The 22,142-nt window shown below is 53.5% G+C and carries 16 protein-coding genes and 1 tRNA gene; 9 read left to right on the forward strand and 8 right to left on the reverse strand.

Features of this window, described 5'->3' with window-relative positions; all coding sequences use genetic code 11:
- The first annotated feature begins 10 nt into the window (after positions 1 to 10).
- Both B5F54_RS13185 and B5F54_RS13190 read left to right on the forward strand, forming a co-directional pair.
- Positions 11 to 3,397, forward strand: a complete 3,387-nt coding sequence (locus tag B5F54_RS13185; RefSeq protein WP_087234720.1) for a glycoside hydrolase family 2 protein — start codon at positions 11 to 13, stop codon at positions 3,395 to 3,397.
- A gap of 295 nt (positions 3,398 to 3,692) precedes the next feature.
- Positions 3,693 to 4,202 (forward strand): GNAT family N-acetyltransferase, encoded by a 510-nt coding sequence (locus tag B5F54_RS13190; protein ID WP_087234721.1) that lies wholly within the window; start codon positions 3,693 to 3,695, stop codon positions 4,200 to 4,202.
- 222 nt (positions 4,203 to 4,424) lie between these two features.
- Here B5F54_RS13190 and B5F54_RS13195 read toward each other — a convergent pair whose 3' ends face one another.
- A complete protein-coding gene (locus B5F54_RS13195) occupies positions 4,425 to 4,853 on the reverse strand; it encodes an RNHCP domain-containing protein (RefSeq protein WP_087234722.1) in 429 nt (142 codons plus the stop codon).
- Between the two features lie 508 nt (positions 4,854 to 5,361).
- Here B5F54_RS13195 and prfB point away from each other — a divergent pair.
- The gene (prfB, locus tag B5F54_RS13200; protein WP_087234723.1) at positions 5,362 to 6,492 is read left to right on the forward strand and encodes a peptide chain release factor 2; all 1,131 of its coding nucleotides are present in this window, start codon (positions 5,362 to 5,364) and stop codon (positions 6,490 to 6,492) included.
- Positions 6,493 to 6,667: 175 nt separating this feature from the next.
- On the opposite strand, the gene B5F54_RS13205 is transcribed toward prfB, so the two are convergent.
- Together B5F54_RS13205 and B5F54_RS13210 are read right to left on the reverse strand one after the other, a co-directional pair.
- On the reverse strand, positions 6,668 to 7,666 hold the full coding sequence (locus B5F54_RS13205) for an ATP-binding protein (RefSeq protein ID WP_087234724.1): 999 nt from the start codon (positions 7,664 to 7,666) through the stop codon (positions 6,668 to 6,670).
- Positions 7,667 to 7,671: 5 nt separating this feature from the next.
- Positions 7,672 to 8,697: a DnaD domain protein gene (locus B5F54_RS13210; protein ID WP_087234725.1), complete on the reverse strand. Its 1,026-nt coding sequence runs from the start codon at positions 8,695 to 8,697 to the stop codon at positions 7,672 to 7,674.
- A gap of 219 nt (positions 8,698 to 8,916) precedes the next feature.
- Here B5F54_RS13210 and B5F54_RS13215 point away from each other — a divergent pair.
- The 3 genes from B5F54_RS13215 (at position 8,917) to B5F54_RS13225 (ending at position 12,009) form a co-directional block, all read left to right on the forward strand.
- A tRNA-Gly gene (locus B5F54_RS13215) sits at positions 8,917 to 8,992 on the forward strand.
- A gap of 234 nt (positions 8,993 to 9,226) precedes the next feature.
- The gene (typA, locus tag B5F54_RS13220; protein ID WP_087234726.1) at positions 9,227 to 11,047 is read left to right on the forward strand and encodes a translational GTPase TypA; all 1,821 of its coding nucleotides are present in this window, start codon (positions 9,227 to 9,229) and stop codon (positions 11,045 to 11,047) included.
- 38 nt (positions 11,048 to 11,085) lie between these two features.
- Positions 11,086 to 12,009, forward strand: coding sequence for a 3'-5' exonuclease (locus B5F54_RS13225; protein ID WP_087234727.1), 924 nt, complete (start codon positions 11,086 to 11,088; stop codon positions 12,007 to 12,009).
- A 192-nt stretch (positions 12,010 to 12,201) separates the two neighbouring features.
- Here the strand turns inward: B5F54_RS13225 and B5F54_RS13230 are convergent, their stop codons facing one another.
- The 4 genes from B5F54_RS13230 to B5F54_RS13245 all read right to left on the reverse strand — a co-directional run bounded on the left by B5F54_RS13230 (position 12,202) and on the right by B5F54_RS13245 (position 17,217).
- Positions 12,202 to 14,550: an FtsX-like permease family protein gene (locus B5F54_RS13230; RefSeq protein ID WP_087234728.1), complete on the reverse strand. Its 2,349-nt coding sequence runs from the start codon at positions 14,548 to 14,550 to the stop codon at positions 12,202 to 12,204.
- On the reverse strand, positions 14,547 to 15,230 hold the full coding sequence (locus B5F54_RS13235; protein ID WP_087234729.1) for an ABC transporter ATP-binding protein: 684 nt from the start codon (positions 15,228 to 15,230) through the stop codon (positions 14,547 to 14,549). The genes B5F54_RS13230 and B5F54_RS13235 overlap by 4 nt, the downstream gene beginning before the upstream one ends.
- Before the next feature lie 68 nt (positions 15,231 to 15,298).
- Positions 15,299 to 16,528 carry a sensor histidine kinase gene (locus B5F54_RS13240; protein ID WP_087234730.1) on the reverse strand — a complete coding sequence of 410 codons (1,230 nt, stop codon included), beginning with the start codon at positions 16,526 to 16,528 and terminating at the stop codon, positions 15,299 to 15,301.
- Positions 16,525 to 17,217, reverse strand: a complete 693-nt coding sequence (locus B5F54_RS13245) for a response regulator transcription factor (RefSeq protein WP_087234731.1) — start codon at positions 17,215 to 17,217, stop codon at positions 16,525 to 16,527. Before B5F54_RS13245 ends, B5F54_RS13240 begins: the two co-directional genes overlap by 4 nt.
- 396 nt (positions 17,218 to 17,613) lie before the next feature.
- Between B5F54_RS13245 and B5F54_RS13255 the strand changes: the two genes are divergently transcribed.
- Genes B5F54_RS13255 through B5F54_RS13265 form a run of 3 tightly spaced genes read left to right on the forward strand, consistent with a single transcriptional unit; the run spans position 17,614 to position 21,420 of the window.
- Positions 17,614 to 18,480 (forward strand): ABC transporter ATP-binding protein, encoded by an 867-nt coding sequence (locus B5F54_RS13255; protein WP_087234733.1) that lies wholly within the window; start codon positions 17,614 to 17,616, stop codon positions 18,478 to 18,480.
- A complete protein-coding gene (locus B5F54_RS13260) occupies positions 18,477 to 20,690 on the forward strand; it encodes a M1 family aminopeptidase (protein WP_087234734.1) in 2,214 nt (737 codons plus the stop codon). The genes B5F54_RS13255 and B5F54_RS13260 overlap by 4 nt, the downstream gene beginning before the upstream one ends.
- On the forward strand, positions 20,683 to 21,420 hold the full coding sequence (locus B5F54_RS13265) for a hypothetical protein (protein ID WP_087234735.1): 738 nt from the start codon (positions 20,683 to 20,685) through the stop codon (positions 21,418 to 21,420). The genes B5F54_RS13260 and B5F54_RS13265 overlap by 8 nt, the downstream gene beginning before the upstream one ends.
- An 85-nt stretch (positions 21,421 to 21,505) precedes the next feature.
- Here the strand turns inward: B5F54_RS13265 and B5F54_RS13270 are convergent, their stop codons facing one another.
- The gene (locus tag B5F54_RS13270; RefSeq protein WP_087234736.1) at positions 21,506 to 22,072 is read right to left on the reverse strand and encodes a hypothetical protein; all 567 of its coding nucleotides are present in this window, start codon (positions 22,070 to 22,072) and stop codon (positions 21,506 to 21,508) included.
- Positions 22,073 to 22,142 lie beyond the last annotated feature (70 nt).

The following is a 22,142-nucleotide window of genomic DNA, read 5'->3' on the forward strand; positions in this document are numbered from 1 at the left end:
GAGGAGTAACATGATTCTTTTAAATGAGGATTGGACGTTTACCGCTGCGGATGAGGAATGTGACATCGGTTACGCGGGGGAGAACGGTGTTCGTACGTTGGATATCCAGATGTCTGGGCTGGAATATGCCGGTTGGGATTTTTTTCTGGATGTCCAGCGAAAAGGACAAAAAGATATTTGGGCGGTAGAGCCGGAAGCGTTGGATGGGGACTTGTTGCTGCGGATTCCTATCCGGCGGGCCTATCTGATAGAAGACGGGCCGGTCTATGCGCAGTTGCGTGCATCGGCTCCGGATGGACGGATCAAAAAATCCGCCCAATTGATGCTCCATGTCAAATGTAGCATTAATTCTGTGGAGTCGGCGCCTTCGCCGCTCCCATCGGAATTTGCGGCGTATGAAGCGCGGATGGTGGCGATCCGGGACGCGGTGGAGGAACTGTTTGGCCGCAGCGCTGTGCCGTACGAAATCGTGGATTTCTGCGAAGGCTGGGCTTTTTCCAAAGACCAGTCCTCTTGGGAAACAGTTAATATCCCGCACACCTGTAATGTTTCCGATGGAATGAGCGGTTCGATGTACCGCGGGAAGGCGTACTATCGGAAAGATCTTTTTGTCAGCCGGGAGGATGCGGCAATCGACTTTGTGCTGGTGTTCTGTGCGGCGGGGCAATCCAGCGAGATTTATGTCAATGGCCGTTTTTGTGACGCCTATCCAGGCGGCTACACGCCGAACATCGTGGACATAAGCCCTTATCTGTCGCAGGGGAGCAATGAGATTTTGATCGTCTGCGACAATTCCCCGTCCGAGGACGTGATCCCAGTGTCCGGGGATTTTAACCTCAACAACGGGCTTCATGAAAAGGTCTATCTGTGCCGGGTTGGGCGCGTTTCCTTTGATCCGCAGGCATATGGTATGGACCGGATGCACGTGACGCAGAACAATATTTCCGAGCAAGCCGCTGCTTTTACAGTAGAAACAGCGGTAAACAACCGGTCGGGATGTAGCGTACAAGCGGCGGTGACTTTCACCGTATGCGATACGGAGGGTGCAACCGTAGCGGAGGAGACGGTGCTAGCGGAGATCCCTGCGCATACCCTGCAAGTTGTATCCTATGACGGGCAGATTGCGAACCCACACCTCTGGGACGGCATAGAAGATCCATACAGGTATGTGGTCAAGGCGGAGCTTGCAGCCCCTGACAAGGTGGACGAGCAGAGCGTGCGCATTGGCTTCCGTTATTTTTCTATAAATGCGCAGCAGGGGTTCCTACTCAACGGCCGTCCCTACCCGCTGCGTGGCGTAGCGCTGCACCAAGACTATCCCGGCGCGATGTCCGCGATGACGCAAGAACAATTTCATGCCGATTACGCGGACATTGCAGAGCTGGGCTGCAACTTTGTGCGCCTTGCCCATTATCCACACGATGCCTATGCGTTTGAACAGTGCGATGCATTGGGCTTGGTTGTACAGACAGAGATTCCATGGGTTAATCACCTTGGTCCAGATGCCTCCGAAGCGTACCACAACAGCATTGAACAAAACCTGCGGAGCATGATTCGGAATTACTACAACCACCCGTCCATCGTGTTCTGGGGCCTCTCCAATGAGCTCAATTGCACGCATTGGAACTCCGGTGGGACCCCACAGGGCGGGTTTTCTTCTGAGATGGCGGTGGCCTGGAATAACGAATTCTACGCGCTAGCCAAGATGCTGGACCCTACGCGCTATGTGGGCTTCACCGCCTATGGGCCTACCTTCGACGGTTCTGATCCAGATGATTGGCAGGCGGATTTTATCGCTTCAAATGAATATAAAGGATGGTATGGCGGTACCTTTAATCAGTTTGGTACCCAGATGGATGCCTATCGCACTGGAACACAGAAATTCTGGGCAGTTGGAGAGTATGGTGCGGGCAACAATCCCAATACACACTCGGACAATCCGATGGAGACCACCGAGACCGGATCTGGCGGCGCGCGGCACGATGAAGAATATGCTAACCTGTTCCACGAGGCATACCTCGCGCAGATCCAAGAGCGCCCTTGGCTGGTCTATACCGCGGCTTGGCTCCTCTACGACTTTGCTGTGTCCAACCGCAACGAGGGCGGTACACCTTTCCTCAATGACAAGGGCCTGATCACCCGCGACCGTCAAACAAAAAAAGATATATACTACCTCTATCAGGCGGCGTGGTCGGATCAACCTGTCTGTTACATCACTAGCCGCCGGTTCCGCCTGCGGGAGACGGCTACTATAAAAATAAAAGTGTACTCGAACTGTGAACAGCTCACGCTCTCTCGGGACGGGGAACCGGTTCAGACGCTGTATGCGCCGGTGAAATGTGGCTGCGTCTGGGAGTTCGATCCGGTGGCATTTGTGAACGCCTCCGAAGTGTACACCGTAACCGGTATACGCGGGGAAGAAGTGCTGTCCGATACGGTGACCTTTTTGACTAGCGCGATCTCCGGACAAATACTCCCGGAATCCATCGCGGCGGATGTTTCTAAGCTGGATTTGCAGGTGGGACAGGCGAAGGAGGTCCACGTCTCCTATGTCCCCAACACAGCGAATGTGGAGCTGGACTATACAGCAGCGCTCACTGGGCTGGCGGGAAGTGCTGTCCCGTCCGGCGCGACCGTCACGGTGACGGCTTCCGAGGCGGGTTCCGGCACATTGAACCTTGCGCTTGACTGGAACGGTGCTTCGGTGAGTATTCCTGTAACAGCGGAAGAGACGCCGGAGTATCTCTGTTATTTCGACTTTACCACGGGTTCCAATGACGACCCGTCGGTGGAGGATTCCACGGGAAATGCGACCTGTACCATGGAGGGGTTCGCCTGGGATGAGACGTCTGGATTTACCGAAAACGGACTCAAAACGACGGCTTCGGGTTCCTCCACGGAGATGGTGACGATCAGCGGATTCGATTTGAGTGAATGCACAAACGGATTCCGGATGCACATGGAGTATGCCGGCTTTGCAAGCACCTGGGACCGATCGAGGTTTTTCCAATTGGTAGACAACGAGGGCACGGTCATTCTGGACTGTTACTATAACAGCCCAACCGCAGCACAGCTGCGCATCGAGAGGGACAGCAACAATGGCGGCTTGTACAACGACTATGAATATATGCTGAACATGACCCATATGACTATGGACATCACTTGTAACAATGTAGCCACCGCCGCGTTTGACGGCGCTGTATCAAACGACAATGGAAACATCGTGCTGAGTGACGTTTTGGTGGCAAAGCAGGGCGGCTCTGCGACGGATACGCCGTTTGACATGCTGGCACTCAAGCCGTTCCAAGACGTTTCAAAAATTTATCTGATGAACCGGCTGGACAAGACGCGGCTGTTGCATGCAACGCTCTCCAAATTCTGGATTGAAAAGCTGTAAATGGTTGTTAAGTACTTAAAATGCAGTTCCAATAAAGGCAACGGCGAAGAATCGGATACGGCTTTAGGGGGGAATTAAGCCCGAAAGAGCGTAACAGCCCATGGACTCCTGAGTCATACTTCCTGGTTGTTCCTCTGCTCCTTGTCAAAGGCCAGCGGCTGTGGTAGGATAAAGATCATTCATAAAGGCCAGAAGCTTTCCCAGCAAGCATGGAGGGCAAAAAGCTTGAAACATGATGGAAACGCCGGAAAGAGCGGGGCCATGGGCAATACGACACGCGATTGGAGGAACAAACATGAACATCCGAACAGAACGGCCGGACGATTATGAGGCCGTATATTCCCTTGTGGAGCAGGCATTTGCCTCCGCAGAGCATAGCGATGGAACCGAACAGGATCTAGTCGCCGCTCTGCGGAAGGGAGAGGCGTTTGTGCCAGAACTTTCGTTGGTTGCAGAAATAGATGGCAAAATTGTCGGCCATATCCTGTTTACAGAGGCAAAAGTCGGAGGCGATACCGTTCTTGTTCTGGCACCGCTCTCTGTGCTTCCGGCGTATCAAAGGCGGGGCGTTGGAACCGCTTTGATTCAGGAGGGCCACCAGATTGCCAGAAGACTGGGATATGCTTACTCATTGGTGTTGGGGAGCGAAACCTACTATCCGCGCTGTGGGTATCTGCCTGCGGAATCGTTCGGCATAGAGATCCCGGAAGGGATGCCACCCGCAAACTTTTTGGCGATCCGCCTGCGGGAGGATGCAAAGCCAGTCCATGGAGCGGTGATTTATGCAAAGGAATTTGGCATTTGAGAAACGTTCCCAAAGCAGGAACCTTTTTCAGGAGAACTTAAAGATTCTATCCGGCGTTCACCGGGCGATTGCCTCATTGCCTTTTCTATAAGTGCAAAAATAGAGCGGCTCCCCAGGCTGGGGGCCGCTTATTTTGTGAATATGTGGTTCGAGAAGCAAAAATAGGCCTTTTCAATCGTTAGAAGGATGGCCGGCGATGAACTTTCATCCGGAACACCCTAATCAAAATTTGATAGTACCGTCCCCGGCCATCAGTTCGGTCATTTCCTCGATACGTTCTAGTGGAAACGGAGGTTCACACAAGGGTTTCATAGCGATGGACATCAGCTTCATCGGGTTGTCGTCTGCGGCTACCCGATTGGAACTAAGCTTTCCACAGCGGCGGCAGCGATGAATGATCGCCCACTCTCCGTTTTTTCGGACCCATACCGCGACAGGTTCCATGAGACTGCCGCAATCGGATGCGCGGTCTCCTGGCTCTATGTCCACATGGAGGCTCGAAAGGCAGTTCGGGCAGTGGTTGCGGTGGTCGCTTCCGGCTCCTGCAGAGACCACCAGGCGTCCGCACTGCTTACAGGTAAAGCTATCCGTACATGCATGTGTTTTATAATACCCTTTTTTAAAGTGTTTCTTTTTGTTTTCACGGTTCATTGATTTTATTCTCCTTAACACAATAGAATGCAGTTGTATGATACCAGTGTCAGGACAATAAAAAAGGATAACCCTCGATACGATGGGTTATCCGGTACGCTTTTCTAGACGAATTTGTTGGGCATAAAAGCGCATTGTACAATTTTTGTACAATGCCATTGAAAAAGGATTCAACAAAAAAATTCAGCCAAAAATAGATTTGGAAAGAGACCAGCCTGCACAACAATCCGCAAAAAACGCACAACAAAAAACCCATCCTATTTAGATGGATAACATTTTTATTGCCCGATCATTTGCAGATAGCCGACATCAAGCCACTCCCCTTCGTCTTGTTTCTTATATTATAGCATAGGATTGGAAAAAAGTAAATCCCTTGTATCTTCCTTGCGCTATAAAGTGGTGCAGTGCGCTGCCTCTTTACAAATTTCGGAAAATCCGATATACTAATTTAGTTAGACGGGAAACGTTTGGTTTGCCACAGATGAAATCAATGTTTAAGGATGGTAGTATGCTGCAATTTGATGAATTAAGGCTGGAACTGGAGGGGCTGCGCCCGGAAATCGACGACCTTGCTGAGGCGCTGGGCCTGGAACGTATGCGAAACGAAATTGCGGAGCTGGACACAAAGGCTTCGATGCCGGGATTCTGGGATGACGCGCAGAATTCTCAGAAGATTTTACAGAGGTCCAGCTCACTTAAGGATAAAATTGCGGCGTATGAGAAATTGACCGCCGCTTATGATGACACGATGGCGCTGATTGAGCTTGGCAATGAGGAGGGAGATGAATCCTTGCTCCCAGAAGCCAAAGACGAATTGAAAAATATTCGTGAGAGCTTGGAGACACAGCGTCTTTCCACACTGCTCAACGGAGAGTATGATGATAAAAACGCCATCCTCACTTTTCATGCAGGCGCAGGTGGCACAGAGGCCCAAGACTGGGCGGAAATGCTCTATCGCATGTACTGCCGTTGGGGAGAGCGCCACAATTTTAAGGTGAGCACGCTGGACTATCTGGACGGCGAGGAAGCTGGACTGAAGAGCGCCAGTATTCTGATTGAGGGCGAGAACGCCTATGGCTTTTTAAAGAGCGAAAGCGGCGTGCACCGTTTGGTGCGTGTTTCGCCGTTTGACGCTTCCGGCCGCCGCCATACGTCGTTTTCCTCCTTGGAGGTTATGCCCGAGATCGATGACACCATCGAGATTGAGATCGACCCGGCCGATATCAAGATGGATGTCTACCGCGCAAGCGGCGCAGGCGGCCAGAAGGTCAACAAGACCTCTTCCGCTGTGCGTTTGACGCACATCCCGACCGGTATCGTCGTCTCTTGCCAGGTGGAGCGCAGCCAGTATCAGAACCGGGACGTTGCGATGCGTATGTTGAAATCCAAGTTGTTGGAGATTAAGGAACGTGAGAACCTAGAGCGTATCGAGGATATCAAGGGGGTACAGAAGGAGATCGCCTGGGGTTCCCAGATCCGTTCGTACGTCTTCATGCCATATACGTTGGTCAAGGACCATCGGACTGGTTTTGAAACGGGCAATATCAATGCCGTGATGGACGGCGACCTCGACGGTTTTATCAACGCTTACTTAAAGGCGCAGAGCCTTGGCACACTGGGCGATTACGGCGATGCGTAATAATTTCCAGGGGAATAACCGTAGTTGACAGAGTATGAACAAGCGCAGTTCCGGCAGGGATTTCCGCCAGAACTGCGCTTGTTTTGTATATGGGTGATGTACCTTGAAACAGCCGCTCTACAAACGGTACTGCCGTGGCCTATGGAAAAATAATGGCCCGTCCTTGGAAGAAGGGTCAGCGGTTGCTTTGGTCTGCGGCGCGCATCCGCTTTTGTAGGCGAACATCCCGCCCGCAGAACGATAGACGCACATAGCCGCCCAAGATGCGCGAGGCAAAGCGCTCCGTGTAGCGCTCTTCGATTTCTTTCATGGTCAGGTTCGTGCTGATAATCGTGGGCCTTTGCGCCATCTGGCGTGTGTTGACGATGTTGTAGATCTCTGCAACAGAAAACGCTGTGCGGAATTCGGTCCCGAGGTCATCCAAGATCAAGAGGTCGCAGTCGAGTAGCAACGAACTGGTGTCATTCTCCTCTTCACGCCCGAAGTGCTCCCGTTCCAATTTTGCGACGATGTTGTTCACAGAGCTATATACCACACCAAACCCCTTGGCAATCGCTGTATTTGCAATTGCAAGCGAGAGGTGAGTCTTTCCTAAACCTGTTCCGCCCATCAGGATCAGATTGGAACTATGTAGCGAAAAGTTTTGCGCGTATGTCATGCAGACATCCAGGACGCGCGTCATCGTCCCGCGTTCCGACCGTCCAGATGCCTCCGGCTGTTCGGAGTAGTAATCGAGTGAGAACGTCTCGAACGTAGAGAGGGAGAGGGGGGTGAGTGCATTTAAACTTTTATACGCCTCTGCGCGCAGGCGCTTTTTTAGACAGCTGCACATATGGCCGTCCACATATCCAGTATCCGAACAGTAGGAGCAAGCATAATGGGGTTCTAGAAAGTCTTTGGGAAGGCCTGCCTGCTCCAAAAGGCCGTCCAACTCTTTTTGGAGGGCTTGGTTGCGTTCTTTGAGACGGCTCAAATGTTCCTTGGCGTTTGCACCGCCCAACACGGCCCGCGCTGCGGTGATGGCTGTGGAGGCAAGTTCTCTCTCAATTTGCCCTGCGCGCGGAAAGGCGCTGTACAGCTCTGTGCGGTGTGCCTCCGCTTCCTGTTCTGCGCGTGCTTTTTGTTCCGATAACGCTGTAGCTGCGGCCAGATAGACCTCTTTGCTGTATCCCACTTCTGTCACTCCCCATTAAAATGATCGAAGGCGCCGGAGCGCTCGAACTCGTCAATGTCATAGGTGCTTTTTGCAGCAGATTCCTGCTTACGGGCTGCGGCCTTGCGCAGTTTCTCCTCTTGTGCCTGCTGGAGCGTCGTAATGCCCTGTTCGTGCCAGCGGGAGAGGATGCCATTCATGTAGCTCAGGCTCAGTTGACCTTTTGTATCTACGCAGCGCTCATATGCTTCGCGCAGTAGCGCGGGGGAAAAGCCCCAGTCGTTGACCCATGCAGCGGCAAGGGTTTCTTCTTTGGCAGTGGGGGAGCGGTGCGCAATGCCCAAGGTTTGTTCCACCACGCGCCACGCCTTGGCATTTTCCGCAATTTTGCGCAGCTTCTCTTCCGCTTTTTGATGGGTAAAAATTTCCTCCTCCGCCCAATCCATACCGACCTTTTCGATATACCGGGTGCTTGTTTTGCCTGCATTGGCCGCATATTGCAATAGCATCAAGATGACATCCACTGGGAGGCCGAAGTCGTCGTGCAACATTAAAAGTGTTGCAGAACAGCCGTTGCTCAGCAGCCGTCCCAGGATGCGTTGGGCGTCCTGCATCAGATAAGCGATTTCTCCCGATTCCGCCATCCGTTTGGCAACGAATGCATTGTCCGGTTTTTGCGGGCGGGTGAGAATCGATGCGGGCCTGGCCTTGGCAGGAGGTTCTAGCACAGGAGCAGCAACGGCCGGCACAGCGGGGGAAGGGGAATCTGCGGGAATCGCCTGCGTCCCGTCCGCTGTAGGTTTGATCTCCACGCCGTTAATTGTCAGCAGATTGGCGTCTTGCTGCCAGAAGAGCAGCGCTTCCTCGACGGCATCTTCTGAAAGGCCAAGCGCCTGTGCGGGTTCTTTCGGTTCAAAGCCGTGGTCCGCATGGCGCAGGACCCAGAGCAGCACCTTTAGCTGGTTTGGGCTGGCAATCTTTAGATATTGATCCACAACGGCGCACGGCACAGCAAAGATTGTGTTCCAAGCGCCCAGGTTGAGTAAGTACAAATGGCTCCCTCCAGTTGTTCGATTCGAAATGACATGATGCCAAAAAAGTACAACACATGATAATATATGATATTGTATTATAGCATGTCCAGCTCAAAATGGGAAACCCTATTAGGAGGATGCTCAAATCCATTTAAAAAAATTTGGAAAAATGTGTTGACAAACTGGAAAGGCTGTCGTATAATAATTCACGCACCAAGCAAAACGGATGCAAGATATGCGAACGTAGCTCATCTGGTAGAGCGCCACCTTGCCAAGGTGGAGGTAGCGAGTTCGAGCCTCGTCGTTCGCTCCATATTAGGCTCCTCACAATGTGAGGAGCCGTTTTTTTGTTTTTCGAAAGCCTTGCGCAAGCGATGGCTTTCGAAAAGCTACGCAATATAGTTTTTAGCAGAAGGCACGTCCGTGCAAAACGAAGAAAAACTGCGCACGTCCCCATAGAAAATTTTATGACAAAATCCATACCACTGTTGCGCGGAGTATGTTATAATAATAAACGTTTGTAAATTTTAAAGAAGAGGGATCATATATGGATGTAAGAAACGACCTGAGAAATATCGCCATCATTGCCCACGTCGACCATGGGAAGACTACCTTGGTGGATCAGCTCCTGAAGCAGAGCGGCATTTTTCGCGCGAACCAGGAGGTTGCGGAGCGTGTGATGGACTCCAATGATCTGGAGAGGGAACGCGGCATCACCATCCTCTCCAAAAATACGGCGGTCATCTATCAGGATACAAAGATCAACATTGTCGATACGCCTGGTCACGCCGATTTTGGAGGCGAGGTGGAGCGCATCCTCATGATGGTGGACGGCGTTCTGCTGCTGGTGGACGCTTTTGAAGGCTGTATGCCTCAGACACGCTTTGTGTTGAAAAAAGCTTTGGGCCTTGGGAAAAAGCCTGTCGTTGTAGTGAATAAAATTGACCGGCCCGGTGCGCGCCCAGCTGAGGTTGTAGACGAGGTTTTAGACCTCTTTATCGAGTTGGGGGCCAACGACGACCAGCTCGAATTCCCTGTGGTGTATGCATCCGGCAGGGACGGCTATGCGACGCTGGACCCCGCAGTGCCCGGTAAGGACATGAAGCCGCTGTTTGATATGATCCTCAAAGAAGTGCCTGCGCCTACGGGTGAGCTGAACGGCCCAACACAGGTGCTCTTCTCCAATGTGGACTATGACGATTATGTGGGACGTATCGGCATCGGCCGTGTGGAGCGCGGCGAGGTGCACGACGGCGAAAATGTCGTGCTTTGCCACCGCGACGGTACCACGAAGAACGTCCGGGTTGTTAAGCTGTATCAGTTTGAAGGCCTCAAACGCGTCGAGGTGGAAAGCGCAAAGCTTGGCGACATCGTGGCAGTTTCCGGCATCACAGATCTGAACATCGGGGAGACCATTTGCTCGCCCGACTGCATCGAACCTTTGCCGTTTGTCAAGATCGACGAGCCGACCGTTTCCATGATCTTTATGGTCAACAACAGCCCCTTTGCAGGGCGCGAGGGCAAGTATGTCACCTCCCGTAACCTGCGCGACCGCCTGTTCAAAGAGGTTGAGACCAACGTCGCCATGCGCGTGGAGGAAACTGACACCACCGAGGCGTTTAAGGTGAGTGGACGCGGTGAGTTGCATCTCTCGATCCTGATTGAGCAGATGCGCCGTCAGGGATATGAGTTCCAGGTTTCCAGCCCGCAGGTCATTTATAAAGAGATTGACGGGAAACGCTGCGAGCCGATCGAACTGCTCATGATTGAGGTGCCGGACAATTACGTCGGCGTCGTCATGGAAAAACTCGGCTCCCGCAAGGCAGAAATTGTCAATATGGGCACGCGCGACACCGGCGTGACCCATCTGGAATTCAAAATTCCAGCGCGTGGTTTGATGGGGTACCGCCAGGAATTCCTCAGCGACACCAACGGAAACGGCATCATGAACAATGTGTTCGACTGCTACGAACCCTATAAGGGCGATTTACAGAGCCGCCAGCAGGGGTCTTTGATCGCGCACGAGGCGGGGGAGACCACCGGCTATGGCCTTTGGCAAGCGCAAGACCGTGGCCGTATGTTTGTCGGCCCCGGCCTGGAAGTCTATGAAGGCATGATCGTCGGCGTCAGCCCTAAGAGTGAAGATATTGTAGTGAATGTATGCAAGAAAAAGCATGTCACCAACACCCGTGCAGCTGGGTCCGACGAAGCGCTCAAGTTGGTCCCGCCAAGCATCCTCAGCTTGGAACAGTGCCTCGAATTCATCAAGGACGACGAGCTGGTCGAGGTTACACCCAAGAGCATCCGTATGCGCAAAAAGATCCTTGATAAGGAAACGCGCATGAAGATGGCAAGCCGGAAAAAATAATCCTGCGCGGAATTCCACTTGGAGGTACGGCCGATCTTATGAATTTTGTAATACTCGACCTGGAATGGAATGGAACCTATAGCCGCCGCATCAAGAGCTTCATCAACGAGATCATTGAGTTCGGCGCGGTCAAGGTGGACGAACAGCTTCATATCATCGACACTTTTGAGGCGCTGGTCCGGCCGCAGGTGGGAAAGAAGATCAGCGGCAAGATCCGCACGCTCACAAGCATTACGAATGAGGATCTCGCGGGCGGCCTACAATATATGCAGGTCATCAGCCGCTTTAAAAAATGGATGGGCGACGCGGTCCTTATGACCTGGGGCACGTCCGACATCCTTGCGCTAATCGAGAATTGCCGTTACTTCTGCGGCGATGAGCATATCCCGTTTTTACAGTATTATGTCAATTTGCAGGCGTACTGCGAGGAAATGCTCCACTATGATAAAACCCAGCAGATGGGACTTTCCACATCGGCCCAGCTTTTGGAGATCGATGAGGACGGCTTTGATCATCATCGCGCTTTAGGAGATAGCCTGCTTTCGCTGCGTTGCTTGCAAAAGCTTTATACGCCGGAGAGCCTTGCCCCCTTTGTGCAAGAGGCCGATGCAGAGTTTTACCGTCGCATCCAATTTAAGACCGTAGTGATCTGCGACTTGTCTAACCCACTGATCAAGCGCAGCGACATGCTCTTTAACTGTGATGTGTGCGGGCGGCGGGCACACCGTGTAAGTGAATGGCAGCTTAAAAACAAGAGCTATCGTGCAGAATTCATCTGCCGCCATTGCCAGCACCGCTTTTTCGGGCGCGTACAGTTTAAGCTCAAGTACGAGGGCCTGATCGTGAAAAAATATATCCTCCCATTCCGGGAAAAGCCAAAGGAGGAGCACCCCAAAGAAACGGTCCCAGCAGAGGCTCCGGAGTGTGCGGTGAACGGTTCCACAAATGGGGAATCGTGTTGAAAAATCCTAACAAGCGAAAGAACCCCCTCAAGGGATGAACGTTTTGTTCATTCTTTGAGGGGGTTGTTTGTTGTTCCAATCGGTAGGATTTTCAAGACAGGAATCTGAGGAAAGCAGATGACCAAGCAAGGTGTAGGCGCTTTAATTCTAGGGACATTGGGCAATCAGAGGGGAATGTGCATGTGAGAAATGCTACTCCGCGTGGATGGTTTCAACGATGGACATGCGGCGGATACGCTGGGAGGGAGCGCGAACTGCCAGTGCGGCAGAGAATGCCACCAATAGGACAATCAAGCCCAGTGCTGCCCATGGGATATACCACGGGATTCCCCAGTTGGCCGTAACCGTGATTCGGAATAAGAACCAATTTGCTAGGAGCCCAACTGCACAACCCACTAGAATGCCAAACAGTGAATAGGTTGCAGCCTCCGCCGCTACCATTCGCATCAGTTGATGGCTGCTCATACCGATGGCCCGCATAGCGCCGTATTGCCGTACCCGCGCGGACACGCTCATGGAGATGCTGTTTACAATGTTGAAAACCGCGATCAGAGCGATTACAGAGAGAAACCCGTAAACAAACAATGCAAACGAATAGTAGGCGCCAATGGCCTCGCTGTTTGAGCGCCGGTCGTCTGAGAAGGTGGTGCCGCTGCCCGCTTGGGTACGGATCGCTTCAACGTCTGCGTCGGTTGCATCTGCGTTCAACTGTAGGTCCAGGATTGTGTATCCATCCTGCCCAGTCAACGTGCGGAAGGTTTCCTCTGAACAAATGAAGATTTCCACACCAGGTTCGCTTTGGAACGGGCAATCAGACAGTACCCCTGAAACGGTGAGCGTTTGTGTGCCCGTCCCAAAGTCTGCGGTCACCGTGCTGCCGGTATGGCGCGTGGTTCCGTTGCCATAGAGCGCAAGGAGGCCATTTCCGTTCAGGGCTCCATCAATGGAACCCTCTAGGAGGGAGCCGGAGGCCCATCCAAACTGGTTGATTTCGTAGGAAATCAGGTCCACAGTCCCCTCTTGGCCATCAATGGTAGCGGGAATCCCATAAGCAAACATCCGCCCATACACACGCTTGACCACCGGGTCCTCTGCAAGATGCTGTCCTAGCTCGGGTGGGATGGAACAGGTTTGGTCTGCGCTGATGATTGACAGGTCTGCGGAATACGGACGCAGTGGTGTGATAGACTGATGCATAAAATCTATCGCCATATTGAACGCTAGGAATAGGATGATGCTGAACGCAAAGGAGCTGACCATCAGAAAGAAATTCTTTTTGCTGGCCGTGGCATGACGGACCCCCAGTGCAGTGTCCACACGGAATAAGCGCGTATTTGCTGCACGGCGTACCGGCGAGACGGGGGTTGCATTTCCGGAGACAGCGCACAGAGGCGAGACCTTTGCTGCACGCTTTGCAGGCGCACGTGCTGCGAGCAGGACGGTCACTAAGCCAATCACAACCCCACAGGTAAGGCCAATTCCACTGATCCCAAAAGCTGGCATCCCGGCAAAATAGGTGGGGCTGAGCTTCACAAGCAGGGAGCAGAGTACCCAAACGAGTGCCGTGCCTGCCGCAAGCCCCAGCGGAATTGCCGTTTTACACCAGTTTAGCGCCTCTAAACGGACAAAACGCGCCACCTGTTTGCGTGTTGCCCCCAGGCAACGCAACAGACCGAAGAATGAAATCCTTTGGGCGATGTTGCTGTTTAGGCTGCTGGCGATCATCAGTATGCCGGCCGTCGCCACGAGGACTGCCAGTACCGCTGCGGTCAGATACAGGCGCAGCATTAAGGGGTCATCGCTTTGGCCCATTAAGCCCAAGAGTTTTCCATAGGGAAAAACTTGTGCGTCGGTTAAATGCAGCTCTGTTTTGATCGATTCTACTACCTGTAAGATGCGGCAAAGCGGCGAAAATTGCACATAATAAACGGAATCTGCGTCCTGTGCCGTATCTCCAGAAAAATAGGAGCGGAAAGTCTGCGTGTTCATAACCAAACCGAACGCGTCCTCGTGGTCCAACATGGCGGTGTTGGTCACAAAGCCTGTGACTTGTAGATCTAGGACTCGCCCGTCCGGGGTATATAGCTGGATGAAGTCGTCCACCTGTACATCCAAGCGCGCGCGGGCGTTCTCTGTTAGCAGTACACCGCTGCCTTCGGCATCGAAGGAACCCTCCTCCACCTGGACAGCGGGGAACATTCCCATCCAAGCGGGGTCAGCGCCGCAGATGGCTGTTTTGATCCCGGAAAGGGTGTACCCCTCGTCGCAATCATAATTCACAACGCCATACCAGGAAGATGTTTTCACCTCTGGCCAGGCGGCAATGCGCGCGGCTTGTTCTTCTGTGATGTCCCGGAAAGCAATGTGCCAATTGCCGCCATCCATAATCGCCTGTTGCCGTTGAGAGCGCAGTTCCATATCTGCCATCCCAAAGATTGCTGTTACAAGGAATACAGCTAAAAAGATACACAGCCGCGTCATAAGGCTTTGCCTCCGGTGCCGTTTGGCGGAGATCGGGATGAGGTCCAGATAGCGTTTCATTCCTGCATCCCTCCCCAATCGCGCAACTCGCCGTCCGAAACCTGCAACACGCGGTCCACCGCATCCGTCAAGTGTACATTGTGAGTGATCATCAGAACGGTCTGCCGGTAGTGCCGTGAGGCGCGGTGTAAGAGTTCAACAACATCTTGGCTGTTTTTCGAATCCAGGTTGCCTGTGGGCTCGTCCGCCAGGACCAACATCGGTTTGGCGATCAGCGCTCTCCCGATTGCCACGCGCTGTTGCTGCCCGCCTGAAAGCTGGCTCGGCAGATGATGACGGCGCTCCATCAATCCCAGTATCCATAAAAGCTCCTCCACACGTGCCTCATCTGGTTTGCGTCCATCCAGCAGGAGGGGGAAGACGATATTCTGCTCCACTGTTAATTCCTCCACCAGCTGGAAGGATTGAAAAATAAACCCGATGTTTTGCCGCCGGAAGATCGTGCGCTGGTTTTCTCGCAGTGCAAACAGATCCCGGCCATCCAGGTAGACGTGTCCGGAGGAAGGTTGCTCCAACCCGCCGATACAGTGTAACAGCGTGCTTTTGCCGGAGCCGGATTCCCCGACCACTGCTGCAAATTCACCTTTTTCCATGGAGAACGAGACGTTTTTCAACGCCTCCACTCTTGTTTCTCCTTTGCCGTATACTTTGCAAAGGTTCTCTACACGCAATACTTCCATATAGGATACCTCCTTATCAGATCGCTTCCATCATACGGTCTGCACCTTACGTTCCGGTGAATGGTATCTTACGTTTTGGTAAGGAAGGAGAGCGTGAAGATTGTTCCGCGTCCGGGTGTGCTCTGAACCGTCAGAACGCCGTCCTGTCCCTCTACAATGGACTTGGCTAACGGCAGGCCCAGCCCCACTCCTTGCTTTGTCTGGGAAGATTTGCCGCGGTAAAAACGCTTAAAAATGTGCGGGAGCTCTTCCGGTGGGATGCCAGACCCATTGTCCTCCACAGACAGGCGGAGCGTCAAGGGCGAACGCTGCCATGATAGACAAACCTCGCCGCCCATCTCTGTATGGTCCAGCGCGTTTTTTACCAGATTGCCGACCGCTTCGCTCGTCCAGGCTAAGTCGCAGAAGATCCGTTCCTCCGGCGGGCCGTCGAAGCAGATGTGTTTCCCCTCCCGCTGCGCACGTGTTGTGAGTTCTTCTGTTGATCGGAGCACCAGCTCCTGCATCGTGTAAATCCCCCTTTCAAAGGGGACGCTGCCCGCGTCCAAGCGCATTACCTTTAATAGAGTGCCGATCAGCCCTTCCATTCGGGAGAGGGCTTGCGCTGCCTTTTGAGAAAATTCCTGAACGGTAGTACGGTTTTCCGGCTCTTCCAGGATGATTTCATTGTACATTGCCAGTGCTGCCAGAGGCGTTTTAAGTTGGTGGGAGATGTCCGAGAGCGCGTCCTTGAGAAATTCCTTGGCTTTGCGCTCTGCCTCGCTTTTGGATTGCAGTGCCACGGCCAGTTCGTCCACTGCGGCGAGCAGATGGGAGAACGATCCGGTTCGGCCGCGCGGCAGGCGGCGAGTGAAATCGCCTCCGGAGAATCGTTCCACGGCCTCGCCCGCCCGCCGGTAGAGGCGGTCCAACCGCGTCAGAAAGAAGAGAGAGCCACCCATCAGAAACAGAGCCAGCAAAAGAACCCCTCCCACAGCGGTCCCCATGGATACGGCAGCCGCCTGCCGGACTTGGGGCAAAAAAAGGGCGGAGGTCCGTTCCGTCCAGCCGCTCTGCCGCAGCAAAGCGGCGCCCCGTTCGGTTTCCTTTGCTTGTTTGAGCGCGCGGAGAATCGTCTCCGGAGGGATGTCTTCCTCTAGGAGGGATGAGACAAATGCGCGGTCATGCGCAAGCAGCAGATTTTTTTCGGCCTGTATGCAGTTCGTCCCATACAGTATTCCGAATCCGGTTAGCAACGCTAAAAATAGGAGTAAGAATGCGAAATACCGGCGCAAAACAGATTCTTGTAAAAAGTTCATTCGCCCGCCTCCTTCCACTGGTATCCAAAGCCGCGGATAGTCAACAAGTGCTCTGGACGGGAGGGGTCCTGCTCGACCTTTCCGCGCAGCCGCCGCATATACACCGAGAGGGTATTGTCGTCCACGAAGTTTCCGTTTCCGTCCCAGAGCATATCCAGTAGAGCGCCGCGGGTGACAATACGGTTGGCGTTGCGCACCAGGACGCAAAGTAGCCGGTATTCCATTCCAGTCAGTTCCAGGGGATGGCCATCCAGCGTTGCCTTGCTGCCCAATAGGTCGATCCGGAGGGGGCCGCTGCATAGGGCTTCTTCCTGTCGCGGCATTCCTGCGCGTCGCAATAGGGCACGAATACGCGAACATAATTCTCCAAGTTTGAATGGTTTTGTCAAGTAGTCGTCCCCACCGCAGTCCAAGCCGCGGATGACGCTGGTTTCCTCATCGGCTGCGGTCAAAAATAGGATTGGCACGGCGCTGCCCGTCCGGCGCACCTGTTCGCACACAGAGAAGCCTGTTCCGTCCGGTAGGGTCACGTCCAACAGAAGAAGGTCATATGGTGGACGTTCCGCCAGGAGAAGCCACGCTTGTGCCACTGATCTGGCGACTTCCACTTCGTACCCATTTTTTGTCAATACATATTGTAGCCCATCGATCAGGCTGTCATCGTCTTCCAAAAGAAACAATCGATTCACAGCGAGCCCTCCCGTTTTGTAATCCCCTCCGATTGTACCACACTTTTCCCGTCTTGGGCGGCCAGCTTACAAAAGTGTAAGAATGGAGGATTCTTTTCCTAATGTCGTACAGGGCTATATGGAGTTCCAACATGGATTGGAACAATATCCCCTGTTTGAATTGCTGTATTCCCAAAACTTTTGAAAAGTATGCTATAGAAGATATCTATGAAAAGATAAGAGGCCTCATAGAAAATGTTGTAAAAAATAGCGGGACTTCCTGCAAAATGGAGCTAGGGGCATATCATCTCAAAATGGGTCTGTTTCTCCATAAAAACTACAAAAAAACTGCACAGCGGCTCCAAATGGATTCCGTATGATAGAGGCATCCCAATTTTGGAAAGGATGGAACCATTCATGCGGATTGCTATTGAACAACTAAACATGACATATCCTACAGGGAAACAAGCCCTCCGGGATGTGGATCTTACGCTGGAAAGCCCCAATCTGATCGGCCTGCTGGGACCAAACGGCGCGGGAAAGTCCACGCTGATGAAGCTCCTGGTGGCTGGACTGCTGCCGTCCAGCGGCACCATTTCCGTGGATGGGACACCCCTGCAAGCCTGCGAAAAGGCGCTGAAGGCGCGTCTGGGCTACCTCCCTCAATCCTTTGGGCTGTACGAAGAACTGACGGTTTGGCAGTTTCTCGATTATATGGCGGCATTGAAGGGAATCCGGGACAGCCGCGCTGCCATCGATAGGGCCATGGAAGCGGCAAACCTTGTGGAAAAGCGCAAGGCGCGCATCCGGACGCTCTCCGGAGGACAACGCCAGCGGGTTGGAATCGCACAGGCCCTTTTGGGAGAGCCGGAATTCCTGATCCTGGACGAGCCCACGGTGGGACTGGATCCGGAAGAGCGCATTCACTTTCGCAACTTTTTCTCCCGGACGGCACAGGACAAAATTGTCCTCTTATCCACCCACATCATCGAGGATGTCCAATCGGTGTGCAACCAGCTGATCGTCATTGACCGCGGGAGGATTCTTTTCACCGGGACGCCGGAAGCGCTCATTGCTTCAGCGCAAGGACACGTGGGGGTATTTTTGGAGAGTGAGGAGAGCCGGGCGGACAGCCATTTACAGATCACCTCGCGTGTCAATACAGCCAGAGGGGTGGCTTGCCGGGGCGTAGCGGCGGAATTGCCGCCTTTTGCCGAGCCGGTTGAGCCCTCCCTGGAGGACGCATATCTGTATTGGATTACCGGGGAGGGGGAGCTGCAATGAAAGCTTGGTCCCTCTTCCGGGTGGAAATTGGGCGGCTGTTCCGAAACCGGTTGACCTGGTTGGCAATTGCGGTCACGGGATTGTCCCCGGCGGCTGGCCTTTGGCTTTATAGGCCGTTGGCCTCCTCTTCTGAAGCTGCATACTCCGTCTCCCTGACAGGGGCATACCTGGGGAATCCAGCGTTAGCCGGTGGGATCGGTAGCGCTGTCATATTCGCCCTGTTAACCGCGCTGGAATGCAGCCGCAGCCACCGCTCCCGCGTCGATCTTCTAACCGATGCGATGCTTTCGCCGCTTTGCATGGGATTTTGCCGGATCGGTGCGCTGTCTCTCGCTGCGCTGACGGCCCAGGCGGTGACCCTGATTGCTTGGATGCCGTTCACGATGCTACAGACCGGATCGGTCTTCCGGGGATGGCTTTATGTGGCGGTATACCTCTCCTTCATGTTGCCGTCCACTCTCTTTGCGATCCTCTTTACGGCGTCGGCGTACCAGATTTCCCGGCGGCTGGATCTCACATTGGTGCTGTTTGCCGCGTTCGCTCTGCTCAGTATGACCGCTTGGAGCGAAAGCTGGCTGCTCCGCTGGATCAACCCGCCGGTCTATTCAATGTCCGATGATTTCGGGAACACCCGGCTTTTACAGTCCGTACTGTACAACCGGCTGTTCTGGCTGCTGCTTCTGTGCGGGCTCTGCGCTGTTTCCTTCCTCTGCGTCCGGCGGTATGGAAAAGGACTTTTTGGATCGGCTGCAAGGAACGTCCGCAAGGTGTATCTACCATTGTTGGTTGTGGTATGTCTGCTTTCCGGCTATGTCGTCTATACCTATCAGCCGTTCTTGGACCATAGCAAGGCGGAGATCGACATGGATGCCTACTACAATATCGCCTATAACGAGTATGTGTTTTTTGACGCGATCCATGTGGAGGCAAGGCCCAATCTCTCCACAGGCCGCTTTTACGGCACGGCGCTCTATTCCCTGCATAACACCAGCGGGAAACCGCAGACGATTTCCTTATATGTGAACCCGGGTTACAGGGTTTCATCGGTCACAGCGAACCAGACTTCGGTGGCCTTCCGGGATTGCAACGACGACGATCAAAACACCAAGACGGTGGAGGTCGATTTGCCCGCGGAGGAGGAGATCGAGTTGGAGGTTGCCTACGGTGGGTTCCCGCAGGAGTGGAACCTTCAGGAACTCAGCCAGGGGAGCTTGGAGATCAGCCGCGACTACCTCTACCTGGCAAACCAGAATTTTGCTCCTTTACCAAAGGATTTCGTCTGGGAGACCCAGGAGCCGCCGCCCTACACAGCGGAGATCGACCTGCCAAAGGGCATGACCCCGGTGCTCTTTGCCGAGGGAACGGTCGAACAGGCCGGCGAAAATCCGGACGGCACCGTCCACTGGAAGCTGACTGACAGCGGGCAAAGCGTCATCCTCTATGCCGGGGACTACATATCACACCACATTGACGCCGCGGGAATCGACGTTGCGTTTTATTACAGCGCGAAACACGAGCGCGTGATGCGGGAATGCAATGTAGACAGCGTTTTGAAACGAGTGTTTGACTATTGCACGGAACACTACGGCCCGCTCTCATTTTATGGGGATGGCACCATGAAATTGATCGAGATCTGCAATGTCGGCGGCGGCTATGCCGCGGCTGGTGCAAGTGTGATGGGTGAGGAAAGCTTCAACGAACAGGGGTTGAAGGATCCTCTCAAAGGCGCTGGGGGAAGTGAAGTGTTGGCCCACGAGATTGTCCACCAGTGGTGGGGGCTTGGAAACATGTTTGCCTCGGAATCTTATACAGATGTCTGGTCTGCGGAAGGGTTGACCGTCTACACCACTTACCGGATGATGAAGGAGCAATACGGCGAGGCCTATGCGAAACAGAACTATGTGGATGTTTGGCAAAAGCAGGTGGACGATTATTATCAAAATTTTTATGTCCGCCATCCAGAGTATCTGGAGCGGTTGCCGGAACAGTACCGTGCAGATATTGTGAACAGCCTTTCGGGTGTGCGGCGCTACTGCGAGATGCCGCTGAAGATCCTGAAGGCAGAGCAGCTCGTTGGAGGAGAGGAAGAGATGGATGCGATCCTCGCCAAACTTTTCACCCGTGAGCTTGACCCCACATACCCGTATCTCACATATCAAGATTTTCTGAGCGCTTGCGCTCTGACAGAGGAGGATTTGGACCTTGCGTAAGATCTTTCGGTATGAACTGCGGCGGGCCGTATGCAACAAGTTTTTTCTGGGCCTGCTGGTGGTCTGTCTCTTTTTTGGCTGGCAGACGCTGAACGGGGAAGTCATCCAAGGCGTAGCGCATACGGCGCCGTTTTCCGCATGGAGTTTTGGATATTACCTGGCGCAGGAGCTGCCTCTTTTATCCGTGGCATTGCTCTTCTTTCTGTGGAACGTATTCTCCAAGGAGGCCCGCCGGGTGAACATTTTGACGGCGGCGACCCCCGTGGATGCGGGAAGCTATCTTTTGGTGAAATGCGGGGCTGCTGTAACGGCCTGGTTGCTGTTGGCTTTCGGTGTGTATACGCTTGGAACCATATTTTTGCTTGTGCTTTTCGGCCCAGCCGTTTCCTTAAACGATTTGCTCCTTCCTGCTTTGATCTCCCTGCTGCCGGCGCTGGCTCTGGTATTGGGGATCGGCATGATGGCGGGACGACTCCATCCGGCGCTGCTTCTTGTGCTGGCGCCTGTGGCACTGGCGGCCAACTTACTGCCATTGCCGTTGGAGTGGGATCTCTTTGGAGCAACCTTTTTCTCCGAATATCCGCTGACATTGGAGCAATTGGATCCCGCGTTTGCCTTACCGGCCGCCGGATGGATTGCAAAAGCCGTCTACCTGGCCGTCGGAGTAGGGTTCGCTGCGCTGGCCGTCCATCTGGAACGGAAAACGGTTCTGAAGGGGTTGCAGAGTTAACGATCCCGCACGGTGGCAAAAGACAAGAAGCCCTCCGGTCTCGCAAAACCGGAGGGCTTCTTTGTGTATCAAAAAAGGGAGGAGGTCATCCAACGCATTTTTTGCAGGGACCCAAGCCGCGGGCCAACGCTTGCTCCAGGGTCGATTCGTAGTAAGTGCCGCCGTTGCAGTGGTTGTTATAGTGATACTTTTTCCCAGTCCGAGTCACATAGATGGTCCGCCCCTGCTTTGTGGAAGAGGTTTCTGTGGCAGTTTGCCGGTTGCTTGTGGATGGTAACGGATCGCCTACGGTGATGACACAGTGCTTGACGGGTTCTTGCCCTGGGAGTGTAGTGTAGATGGCAGATGCCTCGCCTGGTTTTCCGATTGCCCATACCTGGAAGCGGTATTCATCCTCGCCTTCGGCATTTTTCAGCTTCTTGCAATTTCCCGTCTTGAGGACAGTCCCGTTTCCTGCGGCGATCTGCGGGTCTGCATGCGAGCCGTGGACAGTGAATTTGAACCAATAGTAATCACCCTGTGCCTTTGTGAAGTCCATGGTGGTGTCGCTTTCCACATAAGGCTCCACCGCGGCAAAGGACGTTGGAAATGGGGCGAAGAACAAGACAAAGGACAACAAAAGCGCAACCCAAGACATATTTCTCTTTTTCATAGCAATTCCTCCATTGTGTAGAACCTAGAAATAGATACAAATGCCTTCCTTGACGCAGATAATCGATCGT

It is taken from the genome of Anaeromassilibacillus sp. An250 (genome assembly GCF_002159845.1).
Lineage (GTDB): Bacteria > Bacillota > Clostridia > Oscillospirales > Acutalibacteraceae > Anaeromassilibacillus > Anaeromassilibacillus stercoravium.